The 18,805-nt window shown below is 66.2% G+C and carries 17 protein-coding genes; 4 read left to right on the plus strand and 13 right to left on the minus strand.

Going from position 1 to position 18,805, the window contains the following annotated elements; all coding sequences use genetic code 11:
* Positions 1 to 2 precede the first annotated feature (2 nt).
* From ACFQU0_RS07035 to ACFQU0_RS07095, 13 genes are all read right to left on the minus strand, one after another.
* The gene (locus ACFQU0_RS07035) at positions 3 to 1,610 is read right to left on the minus strand and encodes an acyl-CoA carboxylase subunit beta (RefSeq protein WP_382199463.1); all 1,608 of its coding nucleotides are present in this window, start codon (positions 1,608 to 1,610) and stop codon (positions 3 to 5) included.
* Positions 1,607 to 2,098 (minus strand): acyl-CoA carboxylase biotin carboxyl carrier protein subunit, encoded by a 492-nt coding sequence (locus tag ACFQU0_RS07040; RefSeq protein WP_382199464.1) that lies wholly within the window; start codon positions 2,096 to 2,098, stop codon positions 1,607 to 1,609. The genes ACFQU0_RS07035 and ACFQU0_RS07040 overlap by 4 nt, the downstream gene beginning before the upstream one ends.
* A gap of 28 nt (positions 2,099 to 2,126) precedes the next feature.
* Positions 2,127 to 3,596: an acetyl-CoA carboxylase biotin carboxylase subunit gene (locus ACFQU0_RS07045; protein WP_382199465.1), complete on the minus strand. Its 1,470-nt coding sequence runs from the start codon at positions 3,594 to 3,596 to the stop codon at positions 2,127 to 2,129.
* The gene (locus ACFQU0_RS07050) at positions 3,593 to 4,441 is read right to left on the minus strand and encodes a TetR/AcrR family transcriptional regulator (protein ID WP_382199466.1); all 849 of its coding nucleotides are present in this window, start codon (positions 4,439 to 4,441) and stop codon (positions 3,593 to 3,595) included. The genes ACFQU0_RS07045 and ACFQU0_RS07050 overlap by 4 nt, the downstream gene beginning before the upstream one ends.
* A complete protein-coding gene (locus tag ACFQU0_RS07055; RefSeq protein WP_382199467.1) occupies positions 4,438 to 6,240 on the minus strand; it encodes an acyclic terpene utilization AtuA family protein in 1,803 nt (600 codons plus the stop codon). The genes ACFQU0_RS07050 and ACFQU0_RS07055 overlap by 4 nt, the downstream gene beginning before the upstream one ends.
* Before the next feature lie 8 nt (positions 6,241 to 6,248).
* On the minus strand, positions 6,249 to 7,040 hold the full coding sequence (locus tag ACFQU0_RS07060; RefSeq protein ID WP_382199468.1) for an enoyl-CoA hydratase-related protein: 792 nt from the start codon (positions 7,038 to 7,040) through the stop codon (positions 6,249 to 6,251).
* Positions 7,037 to 7,981: an SDR family oxidoreductase gene (locus tag ACFQU0_RS07065; RefSeq protein WP_382199469.1), complete on the minus strand. Its 945-nt coding sequence runs from the start codon at positions 7,979 to 7,981 to the stop codon at positions 7,037 to 7,039. Before ACFQU0_RS07065 ends, ACFQU0_RS07060 begins: the two co-directional genes overlap by 4 nt.
* Positions 7,982 to 7,992: 11 nt before the next feature.
* Positions 7,993 to 9,195 (minus strand): ABC transporter substrate-binding protein, encoded by a 1,203-nt coding sequence (locus ACFQU0_RS07070; protein WP_382199470.1) that lies wholly within the window; start codon positions 9,193 to 9,195, stop codon positions 7,993 to 7,995.
* Between the two features lie 72 nt (positions 9,196 to 9,267).
* Positions 9,268 to 10,314, minus strand: a complete 1,047-nt coding sequence (locus ACFQU0_RS07075) for a branched-chain amino acid ABC transporter permease (protein WP_382199471.1) — start codon at positions 10,312 to 10,314, stop codon at positions 9,268 to 9,270.
* Complete coding sequence (locus ACFQU0_RS07080; RefSeq protein WP_382199472.1) at positions 10,314 to 11,186, minus strand: branched-chain amino acid ABC transporter permease; 873 nt, start codon at positions 11,184 to 11,186, stop codon at positions 10,314 to 10,316. The genes ACFQU0_RS07075 and ACFQU0_RS07080 overlap by 1 nt, the downstream gene beginning before the upstream one ends.
* Positions 11,183 to 13,081: an AMP-dependent synthetase/ligase gene (locus tag ACFQU0_RS07085; protein ID WP_382199473.1), complete on the minus strand. Its 1,899-nt coding sequence runs from the start codon at positions 13,079 to 13,081 to the stop codon at positions 11,183 to 11,185. Before ACFQU0_RS07085 ends, ACFQU0_RS07080 begins: the two co-directional genes overlap by 4 nt.
* Positions 13,078 to 13,875 (minus strand): ABC transporter ATP-binding protein, encoded by a 798-nt coding sequence (locus tag ACFQU0_RS07090; protein ID WP_382199474.1) that lies wholly within the window; start codon positions 13,873 to 13,875, stop codon positions 13,078 to 13,080. The genes ACFQU0_RS07085 and ACFQU0_RS07090 overlap by 4 nt, the downstream gene beginning before the upstream one ends.
* Positions 13,872 to 14,666, minus strand: coding sequence for an ABC transporter ATP-binding protein (locus tag ACFQU0_RS07095; protein ID WP_382199475.1), 795 nt, complete (start codon positions 14,664 to 14,666; stop codon positions 13,872 to 13,874). Before ACFQU0_RS07095 ends, ACFQU0_RS07090 begins: the two co-directional genes overlap by 4 nt.
* 251 nt (positions 14,667 to 14,917) lie before the next feature.
* Here ACFQU0_RS07095 and ACFQU0_RS07100 point away from each other — a divergent pair, with 251 nt between their 5' ends.
* From ACFQU0_RS07100 to ACFQU0_RS07115, 4 genes are all read left to right on the plus strand, one after another.
* The gene (locus ACFQU0_RS07100) at positions 14,918 to 16,111 is read left to right on the plus strand and encodes an acyl-CoA dehydrogenase family protein (protein WP_382199476.1); all 1,194 of its coding nucleotides are present in this window, start codon (positions 14,918 to 14,920) and stop codon (positions 16,109 to 16,111) included.
* Entirely contained in the window at positions 16,104 to 16,826 is a 723-nt protein-coding gene (locus tag ACFQU0_RS07105) for an NAD(P)H-dependent oxidoreductase (RefSeq protein ID WP_382199477.1), read from the plus strand. The genes ACFQU0_RS07100 and ACFQU0_RS07105 overlap by 8 nt, the downstream gene beginning before the upstream one ends.
* A 22-nt stretch (positions 16,827 to 16,848) precedes the next feature.
* Positions 16,849 to 17,619 (plus strand): enoyl-CoA hydratase/isomerase family protein, encoded by a 771-nt coding sequence (locus ACFQU0_RS07110; RefSeq protein WP_382199478.1) that lies wholly within the window; start codon positions 16,849 to 16,851, stop codon positions 17,617 to 17,619.
* 372 nt (positions 17,620 to 17,991) lie between these two features.
* A complete protein-coding gene (locus tag ACFQU0_RS07115; protein WP_382199479.1) occupies positions 17,992 to 18,714 on the plus strand; it encodes a FadR/GntR family transcriptional regulator in 723 nt (240 codons plus the stop codon).
* The last annotated feature ends 91 nt before the right edge of the window (positions 18,715 to 18,805 follow it).

Here is an 18,805-nt window from a genome sequence, read left to right on the forward strand (position 1 = left end):
CTTCAGAGGCGCAGCACGCCGTAGCCTTCTTGGCCAAAGGGCGCGTTGAGCGAGGCGATGATGGCCATGCCCAGCGCGTTGCGGGTGTCCACCGGATCGAGGATACCGTCGTCCCACATTTCCGAGGTGGAGTGGTAGGCATCGCTTTCGGCCTGGAAGCTCTCCAGCACCGGCTGACGGATGGCGTCGATCTGTTCAGCGCTGAGCTGCTCGCCGCTGCGCTGCAGCTGGCGGATCTTGACGTCGGCCAGGGTGTTGGCCGCCTGCTCGGCGCCCATCACCGCGATCTGCGACTGCGGCCACATCCACAGGAAACGGCCATCGAAGGCGCGCCCGCACATGCCGTAGTTGCCGGCACCGAAGGAGCCGCCGACGATGACGGTGAACTTGGGCACCGAACAGCCCACCTGCGTCATGATCATCTTGGCACCGTCTTTGGTGATGCCGCGCTCTTCGTACTCGCGGCCCACCATGTAGCCGGTGATGTTCTGCAGGAAAACCAGCGGTGTGCGGTCGCGGTCGCACAGGCGCATGAAGTGGGCGGCCTTGAGCGAGCTGTCGTTGAACAACACGCCGTTGTTGGCCAGGATACCGACCTTGCAGCCCCAGATGCGCGCGAAGCCACAGACCAGCGAGGTGCCGTAGCCCGGCTGGTACTCGTGGAAGTGGCTGCCATCGACGATGCGGGCGATCACCTCGCGCATGTCGAAACCGGTTTTCCAGTCGGTGGGGATGATGCCGTACAGCTCCTTCGGGTCGTACTGGGGCGGCTCGGGGTCGATTCGGTCGATGCGCTGCTTTTGCGCCGGCGTGGTCTGGGCAAAGATGTCGCGCGCGATGGCAAAGGCATGTGCCTCGTCGTCGGCCGCATAGTCGCAGGTGCCCGAAACGGTGGTGTGCATGTCGGCCCCGCCCAGGGCCTCGGCGCTGACCACCTCACCGGTGGCCGCCTTCACCAGCGGTGGCCCGCCCAGGAACACGCCGCCGTTGCCGCGCACGATCACGCTGTAATCACACAACGCCGGGATGTAGGCACCACCTGCGGTGCAGTGGCCCAGCACCACCGCGATCTGCGGCACGCCCATCTTGGACAGCGTGCACTGGTTGCGGAAGATGCGCCCGGCCGTGTAGCGGTCGGGGAAAAGATCGGCCTGCAGCGGCAGGAAGCCGCCCGCGCTGTCGCACAGGTGGATGACGGGCAGGCGGTTCTCGATCGCGACGTCCAGGGTGCGAACGATCTTCTTGACCGACAGCGGGTACCAGGCGCCGCCCTTGATGCTGGGGTCGTCGGCGTGGATCACCACCTCGCGGCCGTGGATGATGCCGATGCCCGAGACCTGGCCGGCGCCGTGCACGTCGCCGCCATAGGCCTTGTTGGCGGCCAGGGCGCCGATCTCCAGAAAGGGCGTGCCCGGGTCCAGCAGCAGGTCCAGGCGCTCGCGCACGGTGAGCTTCTTGTGTTTGTGCAGGCGGTCGATGTCGCGCTGCGGGCGCTCGTGGCGCGCGGTGTTCAGGCGTTCGCGCAGCTGGGCCACGCGCTGCTCCATCGCAGCGAAGTTCTGGCGGTAGCTGTCGCTGCTGGTGTCCAGCCGGCTCTGGATGCGGCTCATGTGGGGGTCTCCTCGGGGCGAACGCGGGCCAGCACGGCACCGCGCTGGAAGGTCTGTCCGGGCTGGAAAGGCAGGTCCTCCAGCGTGCCGCGCTGCGGCGCTTCGATGGTCATTTGCAGTTTCATGCTCTCGATGACCAACAGGGCCTCGCCGGCCGCCACCTGGGCACCGGGCTGGGCGATCCAACTCACCACCACGCCCGGCATGGGCGCGGCCGCACTGCCCTGGCCGGCACCACCCCCGCCGCCGCCACTGCGCGTGGGGTCCACACGTTCGATGGCGCAGGCGCGGCCGTTCAGCTGCAGGTACACGGTGTCACCGTGGGCCACCACGCGCACGTGGACCGGGCGGGTGCCAGCCTGGGCAACGAAGTGGCTGTTGTCCAGCGCGCGCACCGGCACCTCGGTGCCGTCCACGCGCAGGTGGTCACCGCGCTTGAGCACCTGATAGCGCCGGGCGGTATCGGATCGGAAGACGTAGGTCGTCATGGGGCCTCTCTGGCGGGGGGTGTCGGGTTCAGTTGCGCCATGCGCCCATGGCGGCGAAGACCTCGGGCAAGGCGCTCGCGTGGCTGTCCTGGCTGGTGGCGCCGGCCACGGCCAGCAGCGCCTGGCGCTCCTCGTCGGTCCAGTCGCGCGGGCGCAGCTCGGCCTTGTGGCGCTCCAGGAATCCGGTGTCGGTGGCGCCGGCCTGGAAAGCGGGATGGGCCAGCACGCGACCGAGGAAGTCGGTGTTGAGGGTCACGCCCAGCATCAGCGTGTCCTGCAGGGCCTCACGCAGGCGGGCAATAGTCAGCGCGCGGGTGGCGCCGTGAGCGATCAGCTTGGCCAGCATGGAGTCGAAGTCGGCGCTCACCCGGGCGCCCTGGGTCACGCCGTTGTCGAAGCGTATGCCTGGACCTTGGGGTTCGCCCAGCAGCAGCACTTGGCCGGTGTCGGGTACGAAGCCGGCGTCGGCATCCTCGGCCAGCACCCGGCATTCGATGGCGCTGCCGTGCCAGCGAACCTCGTCTTGTTTCAACGGCAGGCGCTCGCCCTGAGCCACGCGCAGCTGCCACTCCACCAAGTCGAGGCCAGTCACCATCTCGGTCACCGGGTGTTCCACCTGCAGGCGGGTGTTCATCTCCAGGAAATAGAAGGCGCCATCTGGGGCAACGATGCACTCCACCGTGCCGGCGTTGACGTAGCCCGCCGCGCTGGCCAGGCGCACGGCCGCACCGCAGATGCGCTCGCGCAGTTCGGGCGACAGGGTGGGCGCGGGGCTCTCCTCGATCAGCTTCTGGAAGCGACGCTGGATTGAACACTCACGCTCGCCCAGGTGGATGAGTTGGCCGTGGCTGTCGCCAAACACCTGCACCTCGATGTGGCGCGGCTGCTCGACAAAACGTTCGGCCAGCAGGCGGCCGTCGCCGAAGTAGCGCTGGCTCTCGGCCCGTGCGATGGCAATGGCCTGGGGCAGTGCTGCGGCCTCGCGCACGATCTGCATGCCCTTGCCACCGCCGCCGGCCGCGCCCTTGATGAGCAGGGGGAAACCAATGGCCGCCGCGCGTTCGGCGAAGTGCTGGGGGTCGTCCGCCTCGTCGGCCGAGGGGGTGACCGGCACCTGGTGCTTCTGTGCGAACTGGCGCGCGGTGATCTTGTCGCCCATCAGCTCGATGACCTCGGCCGGCGGGCCCACGAAGGTCAGGCCGGCCTGGGCGACGGCGCGGGCGAAACCCGCGTTTTCAGAGAGGAAACCGTAGCCGGGGTGGATGGCGTCGCAGCCGCTGGCGATGGCGGCGCGTATGAGGGCGGGGCCGTCGAGCCAGGCCGAGACGGGGGGCTCGCCGTGCAGCTCAATGGTCTCGTCGGCGGCCTTGAGAGCCGGGCCGTGACGGTCCTTGGCGTGCCAGGGCACCACGGTGTCTATGCCCATTCGCCGCGCGGTGCGGGCGATGCGCAGCGCGATTTCGGCGCGGTTGGCGATGAACAGCTTGCGGATGGTCATGGGGGTGATTTCCTGCGGGTTCGGGCTGGCGCCGTGCCAGCCTTCGGTTGCGGAGGTGGGGTGTCGGGCGAGGCCATCAGCGCGTCCTCGATCTGGTCCAGGCGCACGCGCACCTCGTCCAGCACCTGGCCTATGTGGCTGCGTGCCGAGGAGGCCACCACCGGCGAGTGGGCGCGGCCATCGGGCAGCAGCGGGCCCAGCACCATGGCGGTGTAGCGGTCGGCCATGGCCTCCACGTCCACCGAGCCACGGCCAAACAGCGTGCCCCACATGCGGTGCTCGATGCCGCCGTAGACCATGGAACGCAGCAGCTCCACGTCGGTGTCGGCGTGCAGCTCGCCGTCGGCGATGCCCTCTTCCACCGTCCGGATCAGGAAGGCGGTGTAGCGAACGTGCAGGTCGTGCAGCACCGACTGGAAGTACTCGGGGCCGGTCCGTACCTCGTGCAGCACCAGGCGCGAAAGGTTGGGCTCTTCCACGTAGACGCGCAGGTGGCGCCAGATCAGGAAGCGCATGCGGCTGCGCACGCCGTGCAGGCGCGAGAATCGATCCTCGAGGTCGGCAATCAACGGCTCGTACATGCCGCGCAGCACGGCGTTGAGCAGCTCGCGCTTGGAGGGGAAATAGGTGTAGACCAGACCCTCGACCACCCCCACCTGGGCCGCGATCTCGCTCACTGAGGAGCGGTCGAAGCCTTTTTCGAGAAACACCTCGCGCGCGGCGGCCAGGATCTCGGCGGCGCGGCGCATGCGCCGGGGTGTCTGCGCGCCGGCCGGCTGTGCGTAGTCGGCCGGGGCATCCACGGCGGCGGGCGAAGGGGTGGTGAGGCGGGTCGTTCGGGTCATGGCAGTGTGTCCAGCACAGAGGTTGCAACGTCCACCTCCAGGTCCAGCAACATCTGCGCGAAGGCCTTGCCCTGGGGGTCGTAGCGCAACGATGCCACACCGCCACCCCCCAGTGCCCGTTCGAGCACAAAATTCAGCGCGCCAAAACCCGGCAGCTCATAGCGCCGCACAGGACCCTGCGCCAAATGAGCAAAGTAGCGCTGCACCACCTCGGCGCTGAGCACACGGCGCAGTTCGGCGTATGCCGCGGCCGAGCGCGCGATGACACCGATGTTGGCGCTGTCGCCCTTGTCGCCGCTGCGGCCGTGGGCCAGGCGCAGCAAGGGCACGCGGGTGGTGGGACCGGCCGGAGCGGGGGCCACATTGGTCCCGCCCACTTCCACCTGCCGATCCGGCGTGGCGGCAAACACGTGCGGCTCAAAAGCCAGGGGCTGCCCGTCCAAAGCAACACGCTGCGCGACCCGCGACCGGTCAATCAGGAAAGAAAACAACCGCACCACCGGCGACGGGCTGGGCCGGCCGGCCGCGAAGCCGGTGATGCCCTGGGCCATGGACGTGGCCGAGGGCGCGATCTCGCGCGCCAGCAACTCGAGCGCTTCGCGCTGCGGGTGTTTGGCCGCCAGCTTGAGCACCACCTCGCGCGCGTGACCGGTGCGAGCGTGTGGGCCGTAGGTGGCCTCGGCGCCCAACACCTCTAGGCTGGTTTCGGTGAAGCCCCCCAGGCCCTTGTCGGTCAGCAAACGCGTGCAGCGCTGCAGGATGGCCTCGCCCACGCGCTGGGCCTTGGCCGCTGCGGCGTGGCCGCCGATCATCAGCGTGCCCAGCAGGCGCCAGCCGTCACCAAAGGTGGCGCTGACCTTGTAGCTGACGGGCGCGGGGGTGCCGCGCGCCCCGCTCACGCGCACGCGCTCGGGCCCCTCCTGCACGAGTTGCACCTGGCTGAAGTCACAGGTCACGTCGGGCAGCAGGTAGCGGCGCGGGTCGGCGATCTCGTAGACGATTTGTTCGGCCACGGTGGCGGGCTCCACCAGCCCGCCGGTACCCGGCGGCTTGGTGATGACCACACTGGCGCCGTCGGGGTCGCATTCGGCGATGGGGAAACCCATGTGGTCCCAGCCGGGCACACGCTGCCAGTCGGTGAACAGGCCGCCAGTGCACTGCGTGCCACATTCGATCAGGTGGCCGGCCAGGCAACCGGTGGCCAGTTTGTCCCAGTCGTCCCAGGCCCAGCCGAAGACGTGCACCAGCGGGGCCAGCGTCACGGCACTGTCCACCACCCGGCCGGTGATGACCACCTGGGCGCCGGCATCCAGCGCGGCAGCGATGGGTTGCGCGCCAAGGTAGGCGTTGACGCTGAGCAGCTTGGCTGGCATGGGGTCGCCACTGAACATCTCGCGCGTGTCCTCGGCACGCAGCGTGTCGGCCTGGGCCGACAGGTCGTCGCCCTCGACCACCGCGATGCGCATCGCCAGGCCCTGGGCCTGCAGCGCAGCGGCCAGGGCGCTGGCGCAGGCCTGCGGGTTGACGCCACCGGCGTTGGCCACCACGCGTATGTTCTGGGCCAACAGCTCCGGCGCCAGCTGTGCCACCACCTTGACGAAGTCGGGCGCGTAGCCGGCCTCGGGCGACTTGGCGCGGGCACGTGCCAGCAGCGACATGGTGATCTCGGCCAGGTAGTCGAACACCAGGTAGTCGATCTGGCCGCCGCGCACCAGTTGGGCGGCGCCGGCCTCGGAGTCGCCCCAGAAGCCGCTGGCGCAGCCGATGCGCAAGGGGCGGTTCAGGCGGGTGGAAGTCATGGCGCCGCTCACCGGTTGCTCCAGGCGGGGGCGCGTTTTTCGGTGAAGGCGCGCATGCCCTCGCGGGTGTCCTCGCTCTGCGACATCACCGGCAGCACCATCTGCGCCAGGTTGAGGGCGTCGTTCAGCGGCAAGTCGCTCATGGCGGCGAAGGCGCGCCGACCCATGCGCAAGGCCACGGGCGAGTTGGCGGCCAGCTTGGTCACCAGGGTATCGATGGCCGCGTCCAGGTCGGCCTCGGGCACCACCTGGCCGAGGATGCCCAGCTCCAGCGCGTGATCGGCGCCGAAGCGCTCGGCCAGGAAACACATCTCCTGCAGGCGCCGGCGCGGGATCACGCGCATCAGCAGCGGCAGGATCATCATCGGGAAAACGCCCACGCGCGCCTCGGTGGTGCCAAAGCGGGCGCTGTCCACGCCGATGGCGAAGTCGCAGGCGCAGATCAGGCCCACACCGCCGCCAAAGGCACCGCCGTTGACACGCGCGATGATGGGCAGGTGGCAGCGGTCCATGGCGCGGAACAGCTCGGCGATCGGGTTGTCGAAGCGCCCCGGGTCGAGCGCGAAAGGCGAGCCGTTGGCGCCGGGCTTGAGCTTGCCGCCGGCGCAAAACGTCTGGCCGCCTGCGCCGGTGAGCACGATGGCGCGCACGCCGTCCATGGCCTCGGCGGCACGCAGGGCGTGGCGCAGTTCGTCCATGACGGCGTCGGTCATGGTGTTGTGTTCGGCCGCGCGGTTGATGGTGATGTGGCAGGCCACGCCACGGCGCTCCACGAGGACTTGGGGGGTATCTGCGCTCAAGACGAAGCTCCAGAGGAAGGATGAACGGGCGTGGCGGAGAAGGCCTGGGGCGGCTCGTAGAGCGGGAAGCCGTTGTAGGCAAAGTCCTGCCGCGCGGGCTCCAGCTTCCAGGTGTGGCGCGCGGTGGGCACGCCGCCATCCACGCGGATCACCGCGCCGCTGATGAAGCCGGCGGCGGGCGAGAGCAGGTAGACCACGGCCGAGGCCAGTTCCGATTCGGTGCCGAAGCGCTGCAGCGGCACCTTGGAGCGCAGGCCGCGCAGCAGATCGCGGTACTCGTCGTCGTAGGTGTCGATGCCGGCCGAGGCGATCCAGCCGGGCGCCACCGCGTTGACGCGCACGCCGGCGCAGCCCCACTCGCAGGCAGCCGTTTCAGTGAAATTGAGCACACCGCCGCGCGCGGCGCCCGAGTGGCCCATGCCGGGCAGGCCGCCCCAGATGTCGGCCAGCATGTTGACGATGCTGCCGCCGTGTTGCTCCATCCACTGCACATAGACCTCGCGCGAGAACAGGAAGGTGCCGTGCAGGTTGTTGCGCACCACCACGTCCCAGCCTTTGAGGGTGATGTCGCGCAAGCGGGCCGGGTACTGACCGCCGGCGCAATTGAACAGGCCGTCGATGGCGCCGTGTGCGGCCACGATGTCGGCCACGGTCTGCTGCACCGAGGCCTCCTCGCGGATGTCGCACGCGTGTTGCGTCACGCGACCTACCGATTCCGGGTAGGCCTGGGCCAACTCGGCCGCCACCGCCTCCAGCTTCTCGCGCTTGCGCCCCACCAGCGCCAGGCGGGCGCCCAGGCTGGCGAGCTCGTGCGCGGTGCAGCGGCCCATGCCCGAGCCGCCGCCGGTCACAACAACGGTCTGGCCCTCGAACAGGCCCGGCCGGAACACCGAGCGGTAGCGCTCGGCGCGGGCCGATGGAGGCGGTGTGGGTGTGCTCATCTCAGGAGGTTTCAGTAAGCGATGAAGTCGGTCACGGATTTCACGGTGCCATTCTTCGGATCGGTCTGGAACAGCTTGATCGGCAACACCGCCTGGGCCTTGGGGTTGTCGAAGGACAGCGGGCCGGTGAGGCCGCCGGTGTCGAAGTTCTTGAGCTTGTTGAGCTGGTCGACAACACAGGCGCGTGTTACGGTGGCGCCGCAGCGGCGGATGCCCTCGGCGATGACCAGGGTGCCGACGTAGCCGCTGACGGTGTAGCGGTTGAAGTTGGCGTGGTCGTCGGCGCTGAGGTAGGGCTTGGCGGCCTCCATCAGCTTAGCGCCAGCGGCGTCGTAGTTGGAGGCGTAGTAGTCGGGGATCAGGTACTCAAAGCCCGAGGGCGCGGCCAGCTTGACGGCGGCCGGCAGTTGCCCGGCCCACAGGGTGCCGATCAGCGGGGTCATGCCCAGCCGGCGGAACTCGCCCATGATGGCGGCCGACTCGGTGGTCAGCGTGCCCAGGTAGACGGCGGTGACACCCTTTTCCCTGAGATTGAGCACTTCAGCCGAAAAGTCTTTGGCACCGCGCTTGAAGGGAATCTCGGCCACGCTGGCGACACCGTACTGCTTGACCGCTTTCTGGTAGCCGGCCAGCAGCGCTTTGCCGAAATCGTCATCCTGGTAGAGGATGCCGAACTTGCCGTTCTTCTGCCCCATCTTCTCGATCATGTGGCTGATCGGCACGAAGCCTGCCCAGTCGTAGTCAGGGCCAATCATGAACACCGTCGGACGACGGGGGTTCACCACCGCCGGGTTGGGGGCCATGTGCACAATCGTGGGAATCTTGGCCTCCTCAATGGTGGGCAGCATGGCCACCATGTGAGAGCTGCCCGTGGTGCCTGTGAGAGCAAACACCTTGTCGGAGTCGATGAGCTTCTTGACCGCCGAGACCGAACGAGCCGGCACGTAGCCGTCGTCCTCGTAGATGGCGCGCAACTTGCGGCCATTGATACCGCCCTTGGCATTGATCTCGGCAATCGCCAGCTTGGAGCCGGCCGCACCAGCCTTGCCGATCAGCGAGGCTGGGCCCGACATGGGCTGCACCTCGCCGAGCAGGATTTCCGTGGACGTCACGCCCACGTCCTGCGCGCTCGCCGCAGCGACACCCAGGGCCAGGCTCAGCATCGAACCACGGCGCAGTTGCCGTGACCACTTCAGAATCGAATCACCCAACATCACTGTCTCCTTTATGAATGGGCCGCACCGGCGAATTCCGGCTGCGTGCCTTGCTGCCAACATTGCCACTGCTCATTGAGACAACGGCCACTGGACCCAAAAACGTTTGACCTTGCGCCAGATGCCAGCCAGGCCCTCGGGCTCCAGCCTCAGAAACAGAAGGATCACCACGCCGTAAAGCAAGCCTTTGACCTCGTAGATGCGGTCGGCCATGAGCGTGGTGAAGCGATCGCCCGCCAATGAGAAGCCGAAGTTGAGCAACTCGGGCAGCACAAGAATCAACGCCGTACCGAGCAGCGCACCGTGCACTCGGCCCATGCCGCCCACGATGATCATGGCCAGTGCCTCGATACTGATCAGGATGCTGAAGGTGTCGACGTTGATGTAACGCGTGTGCAGCGCCACCAAGGCACCTGCCACCCCGGTGTAGAACGCGCTGACCATGAAGGCCAACAGCTTGTAGCGCATCAGGCTGATCCCCATGGCGCGTGCCGCGATGTCGTGGTCGCGCACCGCCAGCCAGGCGCGGCCAATGCGGGTGCGCATGAGGTTGAGCGTGATGAGCACGAACAGCACCAGCATAGCCAGGGCAACGTAGAAAAAGGGTTGGTCGCTCTTGACCGCATAACCCAGCAGCACCAGGGGCTCCACCGCCATACCCTCGGAGCCGCGCGTGAGCCCCTCGGCGAACAGCACCAGGTGGCGCACGATGAAGGTGAAGGCCAGCGTGGTGATGGCCAGGTACAGGCCCTTGAGCCGCAGCGAGGGCACACCCACCACCAGGCTGGCGATGGCCGCCACGGCGCCCGAGGCGAAGATGGCCAGCCAGGCGGGCAGGTGGTAGTCGGTGGTGAGAATGGCCTGTGCGTAGGCGCCAATCAGCAGGAAGCCCGCATGCCCCAATGAGATCTGCCCCGTCACACCGGTCAGCAGGTTGAGGCCCAGGATGCCGATGGCCATGACAAAGATGGTGGACAGGATGTTCAGGCCGTGCGAGCCCAGCACCAGAGGCGCGCACGCCATCAGTGCCAGACTGGCGCCCGCCCAGGCCCAGTTGGAACGGTGGGGCGTGAGCGCCACCAGATCGGCGTACGAGGTTTTGTAGGTGCGTGTGCGCATCAGACTCTTTCGATTTCGCGTTGGCCAAACAGGCCGTACGGTTTGACCATCAAGACCACGACAATCAGGACGAACCCGGCGATTTCCTTGAGCCCTCGGCCCAGGTAGCCCCCCGCCAGGTTTTCCACAACGCCGATCACCAGGCCTCCGAAGGCGCCGCCCACCACCGAGTCCAGACCTCCCAGGATGGTGGCCGGGAAGCCACGAAGACCCATCTGTGATATCTCCGGCTCCAGAGCGAACATCAGGCAAAACGACAGCCCGGCCACAGCTGCAAAGAGCGATGAGAGCGCCCAGGCAATGCCGCTGATGCGCTTGACGTTGATGCCCATGAGCAAGGCCGTGGTTTCATTGTTGGAGGTGGCCCGCATGGCGATGCCCACCCGGGAGTGGCGGAAGAACGCCCACATCAACAGGCACATCACGCCGAGGATGACCATCGAGAAAATCTGCCCCGGATACAGTGCCAGCTCGCCGAAGCGGATGACTTCATCGCCCAGCGGTCGGGGATATGGTTTGGGTTCCACGCCCCAGATCAGGATGACGCTCGATCGGATGACCACCGCCAGTCCGATGGTGACCATGACACGCGAGAACATGGGCTCACCCAACATGGGTCGGATGAAAATGCGCTCGACCAGCAAACCCAGCAACATGGCAATCGGCAGGGTGGTGAGCAGCAGACCTTTGAAGCCCAGTGCCGGTACCTGCGCCAGGTTGTAGCTGATGTAGGCGGTGAGCATCATCACTTCACCGACCGCAAAGTTCACCATCCCGGTGGCGCGGTAAACGATGGCAAAACCCATCGCGATCAGGCCATACAGCGAACCGATCACCAGGCCCGACATCAGTAGGTTGAGGAAGTAGCTCATGCGGTTGCCTCCTTGCCGTAGATCTGGGCGATCTCGGGTGCGAACTTCTTTTCGATCACGTTGCGGCGCACCTTCATGGTGGCGGTCAGCTCGCCGTCGTCGTGGTCCAGCTGCTTGCGCAGGATGACGAACTTGCGGATGTTTTCGACACGCGAAAAGCGCGCGTTGACTTGCTGCACGTCGGCATCGATCAATTCCCGCACCGGCTCCAGCGCGGCCAGAGATTCGTAGGTGGTGTAGGCGATGCCGCGCTCCTGCGCCCACTTACCCACAGTGTCCAGATCGATCTGAATCAGGGCGGCCAGGAAGTGGCGACCGTCACCCAGCAGCACCGCCTCACTGATGTAGATGCTTTCCTTGAGCGCGTTCTCGATCAGTGTGGGCGTAATGTTCTTGCCGCCGCTGGTAATGAGGATCGCCTTCTTGCGGTCCAGGATCTGCACCTCCTGGGTCTCGGGGTCGATCTCGACGATGTCGCCGGTGTGCAGCCAGCCGCCCGCCAGGGTTTTGGCGCTGGCGTCTTCGTCGTAGAGGTAGCCGTTGAAGACCACCGGCCCGCGCACCAGCAGTTCGCCGTCCTCGCCCAGGCGCTGCTCCACTACGCGGGGCAGCGCCGGGCCGCACCAGCCCAGGCGGGCGTGGCCGTGGCACTGGGCGTGGGTCACGCCGCTGCTTTCGGTCATGCCGTAGATCTGGTAGATGGGCACGCCCATGGCGCGGAAGAAGAGGATGACCGCCGGCGAGATGGCGGCGCCGCCCGACATGGCCAGCCAGGTGCGGTCCAGGCCCACCGAGGCCAGCAGGTTGCTGAAGACCAGCCAGCGCAGCAGCCGGGCCAGCACCGCATCACGCATGTTCACCGGCCGGTCGCCGTTGGCGATGGTGCGCTCGGCAATCGGCTGGGCGATGGCCATGGCCTTCTCAAACGCCATCCGCGCCAATGGGCGCGCCTCTCGAGAGGCAATGATGATTTGCTGCTGCAGCTTCTCCCAGATGCGGGGCACGCCGAAGAAGAAGCCGGGGCCGATCTCGCGCAGGTTCTGCGTCACCGCGTCGATGGACTCGGCGAAGTACACCACCGTGCCGTAGACCAGTTGGGCCACCGGCGACATCAGGCGCTCGGCCACGTGGCACAGCGGCAGGTAACACACCACCGACATGGGCCGGCCCGCGTAGCCCTGCACCTGGCCGACCTGGGTGGCGTTGTGGATGATGCCCCGGTGCGCGATGCGCGCGCCCTTGGGCATGCCGGTGGTGCCCGAGGTGTAGACAATGAGGGCGTCCTGCTCGGGGCGCACCGCGTCGATGCACCGGTCCAGCGCAGCCAGTTGGGCCGGGTCGCGCGCCAGCTCGTGGCCCACGGCCAGCGCGTGCTCAAAGGTCTGGAGACCGTCTTCGTGGTAGTGGCGCATGCCCTTGGTGTCCACGGTGAGCACCTGCTTGAGGTCGGGCAAGCCTTCGCCATGGCGCATGGCATCCAGCACCTTGTCGGTCTGCTCCTGGTCGCCGCAGACGGCGAACTTGGCGCGGCAGTGGCGCACGATGTACTGCAGCTCGGGCCAAGGGTTGGTGGGGTAGATGCCCACCGTCACCCCGCCCAGGGCCTGAGCGGCCAGATCGGCGTAGAACCACTCGGGCGTACCGTCGGAGGCGATGACCAGCTTGTCGCCCTCGCCAAAACCCTGGCTCTGCAGGTAGAGCGCGAAGGCCTGCACCTTCTCGAAGTATTCGCCCCAGCTCACGCCCTGCCACACGCCGCGCACCTTCTCACGCAGTGCGATGCGATCGGGCGTCTGGCGCGCGCGGTGGCGCAGCAGGCCGGGCAGCGTGGCCAGGCCATCCAGCACGCCGGGGGGCAGTTCGCGGTCGGCCAGGTCGGCGTGGTGGCGGCTCATGGCTGGCCTCCCACGGCGCCTTCGGGCAGACCCAGGTAGGCGGCCACCACCGCCGGGTGCGCAGAAACTTCGGCCGGCGTGCCATCGGCGATCTTGCGACCGAAATTGAGCACCGCCACGTGGTCGGAAATGTCCATGACGATGCCCATGTCGTGCTCGATCATCATCACCGTGATGCCACGCTCCTCGCGGATGTCGAGGATGAAGCGCGCGATGTCCTCGGTCTCTTCCTGGTTCATGCCCGAGACCATCTCGTCAAGCAACAGCAGGCGCGGACGCATGGCCAGGGCGCGGCCCAGTTCCACGCGTTTTTGCAGGCCGTAGGACAGCGTGCCCACCGGCAGGTCGCGGATGGTCTCGATCTCCAGGAACTCGACGATTTCCTCGGCCGCCTCCCGTGCGGCGATCTCGGCTCGGCGGGTGGCCCCCCAGAAAAGTGCTGCACCGAAGATGCCCGTGTTCAGTTGCGCGTGCATGCCCGTGAGAATGTTCGACATCACCGTCTCGTGTTTGAACACGGCCAGGTTCTGGAAGGTGCGTGCCATGCCACGCCGGGGCATGGCGTGGGGTGGCATGCCGGTGATGTCCTCACCCTGGAAGCGCAAGCTTCCAGCGCTAGGGGGCAGCAGGCACGAGATCATGTTGAACAGCGTGGTCTTGCCAGCGCCGTTGGGGCCGATGATGCTGCAAATTTCGCCTGACTTGACCTGCAAGTCGATACCCGAAAGTGCATCTAGGCCACCGAAACGCTTGGACACACCGCTGAGTTCAATGAGGTACTGACCACCACTCATGACAACCACCTCTTGCGACGCTTGTAGTGCTTGACCTCGCGCATGCTCCGGCGCTGTCCGCTGCCCGCGCCCATGCCAAGGTAGAACTCCTTGACGTCCTCATTGGAGAGCAACTTGGCCGGCTCACCGTCCAGCACCACCCGCCCCCGCTCCATGATGTAGCCGTAGTTGGCCACCGACAGCGCCAGTTGCGCGTTCTGCTCCACCAGCAGGACGGTCACGCCCTGCTCGTCGCGCAGCCGGCGTATGGCCTCGAAGATCTCGGCAATGATCTGCGGCGCCAGGCCCAGCGAAGGTTCGTCCAGCAGCAGCAGGCGCGGACGCGCCATCAGTGCGCGGCCAATGGCCACCATCTGCTGCTGCCCACCTGACAGGTAGCCTGAGACCCGCGTGCGGTGCTGTTTGACGGCCGGGAACAGGGCAAACACCTGGTCCAGCCCGGCGCTGACCTCACCCGCCGGACGCGAGTAGCCGCCCATCAGCAGGTTCTCCTCCACCGTGAGCTTGTCGAACAGCCGTCGCCCCTCAGGCACCTGCACGATGCCGCGCCGCACGATCTCGTGCGGTGCGAAGCCGGTGAGCGAAATGCCGTCGTGGGTGATGGTGCCGCCCAGGATTTCGCCGTCCTCAGGGTAGAGCACGCCGCAGACGGACTTGAGGACAGTGGACTTGCCGGCGCCGTTGCTGCCGAGCAGGGCAACGATCTGGCCTGGTCGCACCTCCAGCGAGGCGTCACGCAAGGCCTCGACGGCGCGGTCGTAATAGACCTGTAGGTTGGTGATGGTCAACATGGGTCGGGCGTTGAAAGTTGGGCGGATTCTAGAAAGCATGAGCATCGAAAGTCAACAATAACTGAGTGACACTCAACTAGACATCTTTTCAAAGCAGCCATGCAAAGATGCAAGCATGATCGCAAGTTGTTGATATTTATAGATTAATAAATATTGCTAAGTGTTTTCCCTAGAGCCCACGGAAACTTTTACTGGCAAAGTTCATGTCACTCTCAATTTTTTGAGTCATATTCAGAAAGACCCGCATGCTTATGAACACCGCGACCTCCGCCGACCAACGCTTCTCGGGCCTCTCGGACGACGAGCAAGCCATCCTCGACCAGGCCGATCGCTTCGCCCGCGAGCAGCTCTACCCGCTGTCCGAACGCATGGACCGCGAAGAGTGGTGGCCACCCGAGACCTTCGCGCGCATCGGCGAGACCGGCTACTTCGGCATCCCCGTGCCCGAGTCGTTGGGCGGCGCCGGCATGGACCTGTTCACCAGCGGCCTGGTGCTGCAAGCCTTCTCGCGCTGGAACCACGCCATGGCGTTGAGCTGGGTGGCGCACGAAAACCTGTGCCTTTACAACATCTTCCGCAACGCCAACGACGAACAACGTCAGCGCTATCTGCCCAGCTTGTGCAGTGGCAAGCTCACAGGTGCCCTCGGTTTGACCGAGCCCGGCGCAGGATCCGACGCCCTGGGCTCCATGGCCACAACGGCCACCCGCGACGGCGACGACTACCTGCTCAACGGCCGCAAGATCTACATCACCAACGGCCCGGTGGCCGACGTGTTGCTGGTCTACGCCAAGACCGACAAAGCACGTGGCGCCAAAGGCATCTCGGCCTTCATCGTCGAGAAGGACATGCCGGGCTTCAGCGTGGCGCAAAAAATGGTCAAGATGGGTTTTCGTGGCAGCCAGACCGGCGAACTGCTGTTCGACAACTGCCGCGTGCCGGCGCGCAACCTGGTGGGCGGGCTCGACGAGGGCGTCAAGGTCGTGATGAGCGGACTGGACCTGGAGCGCGCCATGATCTCGCCCATCTGCCTGGGCATCGCCGAGCGGGCGCTGGAGCTGTCGCTGGACTACGCCCGCACCCGCGTGCAGTTCGGCAAGCCCATCGCCGACTTCCAGATGATCCGCGCCAAGCTGGCCGACATGTACGTGTGGGTCGAGTCCATGCGCCTGTTCACCTACCAGGCCCTGCGCGCGGCCAACGACATGGAGATTGGCGGCGGCGGGCGCGGCAGCATCCACAAGATCACCGCAGCCTCGGTGCTCTACACCGCCGAGACCATGAACAAGGTGCTCAACGAGGCGGTGCAGATCCACGGTGGCACGGGCTACATCTGGGAGTCCGAGGTCAACCGCCTCTACCGGGCCATCAAGCTGCTGGAGATCGGCGCCGGCACGACCGAGGTGCGCAAGATCATCATCAGCGAGGAACTGCTGCGTGGCTGAAGGCCAGCGGGCGCTCATCGTCAGCGCCCACCCCGAGCCCACCTCGTTCCAGGCGGCGCTGCGCGCGGCGGCTGTGGAGGAACTGGCCGCACAGGGCTTCGCGGTGCAGGTGTCCGACCTCTGCGCGATGGACTTCAAGGCGACGCTGGGCCCCGAGGATTTCAACGATCCGCGCGACACCACGCGTCTGAACGTCTCCCTGGAACAGCGCCACGCCTGGCAGCAGGGCACATTGGCGCCCGACGTTGCCATCGAGCTGGACCACTTGCTCGCGGCCGATCTGCTGCTGCTGATGTTCCCGCTGTGGTGGTTCGGGCCGCCGGCCATCCTCAAGGGCTGGATCGACCGCGTCTTTGTTTCTGGCGCCGTCTACGGCCGCACCGCCGTGTTTGAAAAGGGGCGCTTGCAAGGCAAGCGGGCGCTGCTGGCGGTCAGCACCGGCGCGCCGTCTCAATCCTACGGCCCCCACGCCTTGAACGGCGACATGAACGACATCCTCATGCCGTTGCACCGAGGTGTGCTGGGTTTCACGGGCATGACAGTACTCCCGCCCTACGTTGCCTACCATGTGCCCTACGTGGGCCCGGCGGGGCGGGCAGCACTGCTGTCTAGCTGGCGCCACCATCTGCGCGCACTGGAGCACTTGCCCGCCCTACCCATGCCTCGGCTGTCCGATCACCCCGACGCGCTCGGGGCCGGCGAGCGTGCACATTGACCTCAGCATCCGGAGCCTGACCATGACATCCCAAACCGTTCGGCTTGAACGCCCCACCCCCGATCACGCCCGCTTGGTGCTCGACAACGCGGCACGTCGCAACGCCTTGGGTGTTGACGAGCTGCAAGCCCTGGCAGCCCTCACACACGAGCTGACCACCCACCCGCCCAAAGTGCTGAGCATCCTAGCTGAAGGCCCCGCTTTCGGCGTGGGCGGCGATTTGAAAGCCATGGCCCACGCCGTCTCTGAGGACCGGGTGGACACCTGGCTCACCGAAGCGATCACCGCATTCAACCAGGCCATCACGCAGTTGCGCGCACTGGACTCGGCGATCGTGGTGGGTGTACAAGGCGCTGTGGCCGGCGGCACGCTGGGCCTCGTCTGGGCAGCAGATCACGTCATCGTGGCCGACAACCTGCGCCTCAACCTGGCCTACGCCCGCATCGGCGGGAGCCCCGACGGCGGCACATCCTGGTTTTTGCCCCGTCTGGTGAATCCGCTGCGCGCCTTTGAGCTGTTCACGCTGTGCCCAACGCTGGACGCCCAGCAAACGCACAGTCTGGGCTTGGCGAACCAGGTGGTGCCAGCCCAGACACTGCGTGCGGCGGTGGACCAGGTTGTGAACCAGTGGCTCGACATACCCACGGCGAGCTTGAGCAACTTCAAGCGGCTGTTGCGCGACGCACCACACCAGCCACTCGCCACCCACGTGCAACAGGAGTTGCGCGGCTTTGTCGATGCCTCTGCGCAACCCGCCTTCGGCAGCCGTGTGCAGGCATTTGCACATCGATGACTTCATGGTGAAACCATGAATGGCTCTTGCGAGGTAGCTGTTATAGACCCCCGCCTCGTCGTCAGCAGCTCAAGTCGGTGTCAACGCGACCGGCAGCAGCCCACCATGCCGAGCATCCTGCACAAGCTGCCGAAGTCAACATGCACCACCACGGTGCAGACGGCTTATCACATGCACCAAGGAAAAGGGCCAACAATCGGACACGCATATAAAAATCAAAGACTTACCAAAACCAACCGATCAACTACCCGTTTGGCACGGATTTCGCTTTGACAGTCGCTACGGTAGTTACCCTGATGCTCGACTCCCTTTTTTTAGTTAAATTGGCCTTACCACTTGGCCACCAGGCTACTTAACCTTGCAAACACTTTCATGAGCACCTTTCAGCCCGTCAGCGTTGCCCGCCTCTATCGGGTGATCGCCAATCAGATCAAGGACAAGATCCGCGGAGGCAACTACCAGTCCGGCGAGCGCCTGCCTGCGGAACGCGAGCTAGCGGAGATGCTGCAGGTCAGCCGCCCCTCAGTGCGCGAAGCCTTGATTGCACTGGAAATCGAAGGCTGGGTGGACGTGAGGGTGGGCAGCGGTGTTTACGTCACCGGTCCGGAGTCAAGGCTCAGCCTCAATGAATCCAATGCCCCAGGCGCGCCCCTGTTGCTGGACATAGGCGCCGCCGACCTGTTGCAGGCCCGCCTGCTGGTAGAGCCCCACTGCGCCGAGCTAGCCGCACGCCACGCAACCGACGCGCAACTCCTCGCGATGGAAGAGGCCACCATGGCCCTGCCCGGCTCCGAGCAGCCGTTCAAGCACAACGACCGCCTGCACCTGCTGATCGCCGAAGCCTGCGGCAACGTCGCCTTGGCCTCCACCGTGCAGCACCTGTGGACTCTGAGCGAGAACAGCGCCATCTTCAACAAACTCAACCAGCACTTCGTGTACGGCGAGGTGTGGGAAGTCGCGCACAACGAGCACGTGCCCCTGCTGCGCGCGCTGAAAAAGCGCCAGCCCGCAGCGGCGCGGCGCGCCATGCGCGAACACCTCCTGGGTATCAGTAGCCGCCTCGGCCTGGATGCCAGCGAAGACAAAAACATGTGAAACACGCCTGCGCGCCCCCGGCACGTTGGCGCCCCTGCCCCATCCCCCTCTTGGCCTCGCGCCTGTCTTCTTCAACCTCCCGGAGAACCCG

Origin of the sequence: Hydrogenophaga defluvii, assembly GCF_042665235.1 — a bacterium.
Taxonomy (GTDB): domain Bacteria; phylum Pseudomonadota; class Gammaproteobacteria; order Burkholderiales; family Burkholderiaceae_C; genus Hydrogenophaga; species Hydrogenophaga defluvii_A.

What these genes read in the sequence shown, in the direction of transcription:
- ACFQU0_RS07110 (WP_382199478.1), top strand. Translation starts at nt 16,849, where the DNA reads ATGACATCCCAAACCGTTCGGCTTGAACGCCCCACCCCCGATCACGCC.
- ACFQU0_RS07055 (WP_382199467.1), bottom strand. Translation starts at nt 6,240, where the DNA reads ATGACTTCCACCCGCCTGAACCGCCCCTTGCGCATCGGCTGCGCCAGC.
- ACFQU0_RS07085 (WP_382199473.1), bottom strand. Translation starts at nt 13,081, where the DNA reads ATGAGCCGCCACCACGCCGACCTGGCCGACCGCGAACTGCCCCCCGGC.
- ACFQU0_RS07045 (WP_382199465.1), bottom strand. Translation starts at nt 3,596, where the DNA reads ATGACCATCCGCAAGCTGTTCATCGCCAACCGCGCCGAAATCGCGCTG.
- ACFQU0_RS07090 (WP_382199474.1), bottom strand. Translation starts at nt 13,875, where the DNA reads ATGAGTGGTGGTCAGTACCTCATTGAACTCAGCGGTGTGTCCAAGCGT.
- ACFQU0_RS07070 (WP_382199470.1), bottom strand. Translation starts at nt 9,195, where the DNA reads ATGTTGGGTGATTCGATTCTGAAGTGGTCACGGCAACTGCGCCGTGGT.
- ACFQU0_RS07075 (WP_382199471.1), bottom strand. Translation starts at nt 10,314, where the DNA reads ATGCGCACACGCACCTACAAAACCTCGTACGCCGATCTGGTGGCGCTC.
- ACFQU0_RS07115 (WP_382199479.1), top strand. Translation starts at nt 17,992, where the DNA reads ATGAGCACCTTTCAGCCCGTCAGCGTTGCCCGCCTCTATCGGGTGATC.
- ACFQU0_RS07080 (WP_382199472.1), bottom strand. Translation starts at nt 11,186, where the DNA reads ATGAGCTACTTCCTCAACCTACTGATGTCGGGCCTGGTGATCGGTTCG.
- ACFQU0_RS07050 (WP_382199466.1), bottom strand. Translation starts at nt 4,441, where the DNA reads ATGACCCGAACGACCCGCCTCACCACCCCTTCGCCCGCCGCCGTGGAT.
- ACFQU0_RS07035 (WP_382199463.1), bottom strand. Translation starts at nt 1,610, where the DNA reads ATGAGCCGCATCCAGAGCCGGCTGGACACCAGCAGCGACAGCTACCGC.
- ACFQU0_RS07095 (WP_382199475.1), bottom strand. Translation starts at nt 14,666, where the DNA reads ATGTTGACCATCACCAACCTACAGGTCTATTACGACCGCGCCGTCGAG.
- ACFQU0_RS07100 (WP_382199476.1), top strand. Translation starts at nt 14,918, where the DNA reads ATGAACACCGCGACCTCCGCCGACCAACGCTTCTCGGGCCTCTCGGAC.
- ACFQU0_RS07065 (WP_382199469.1), bottom strand. Translation starts at nt 7,981, where the DNA reads ATGAGCACACCCACACCGCCTCCATCGGCCCGCGCCGAGCGCTACCGC.
- ACFQU0_RS07040 (WP_382199464.1), bottom strand. Translation starts at nt 2,098, where the DNA reads ATGACGACCTACGTCTTCCGATCCGATACCGCCCGGCGCTATCAGGTG.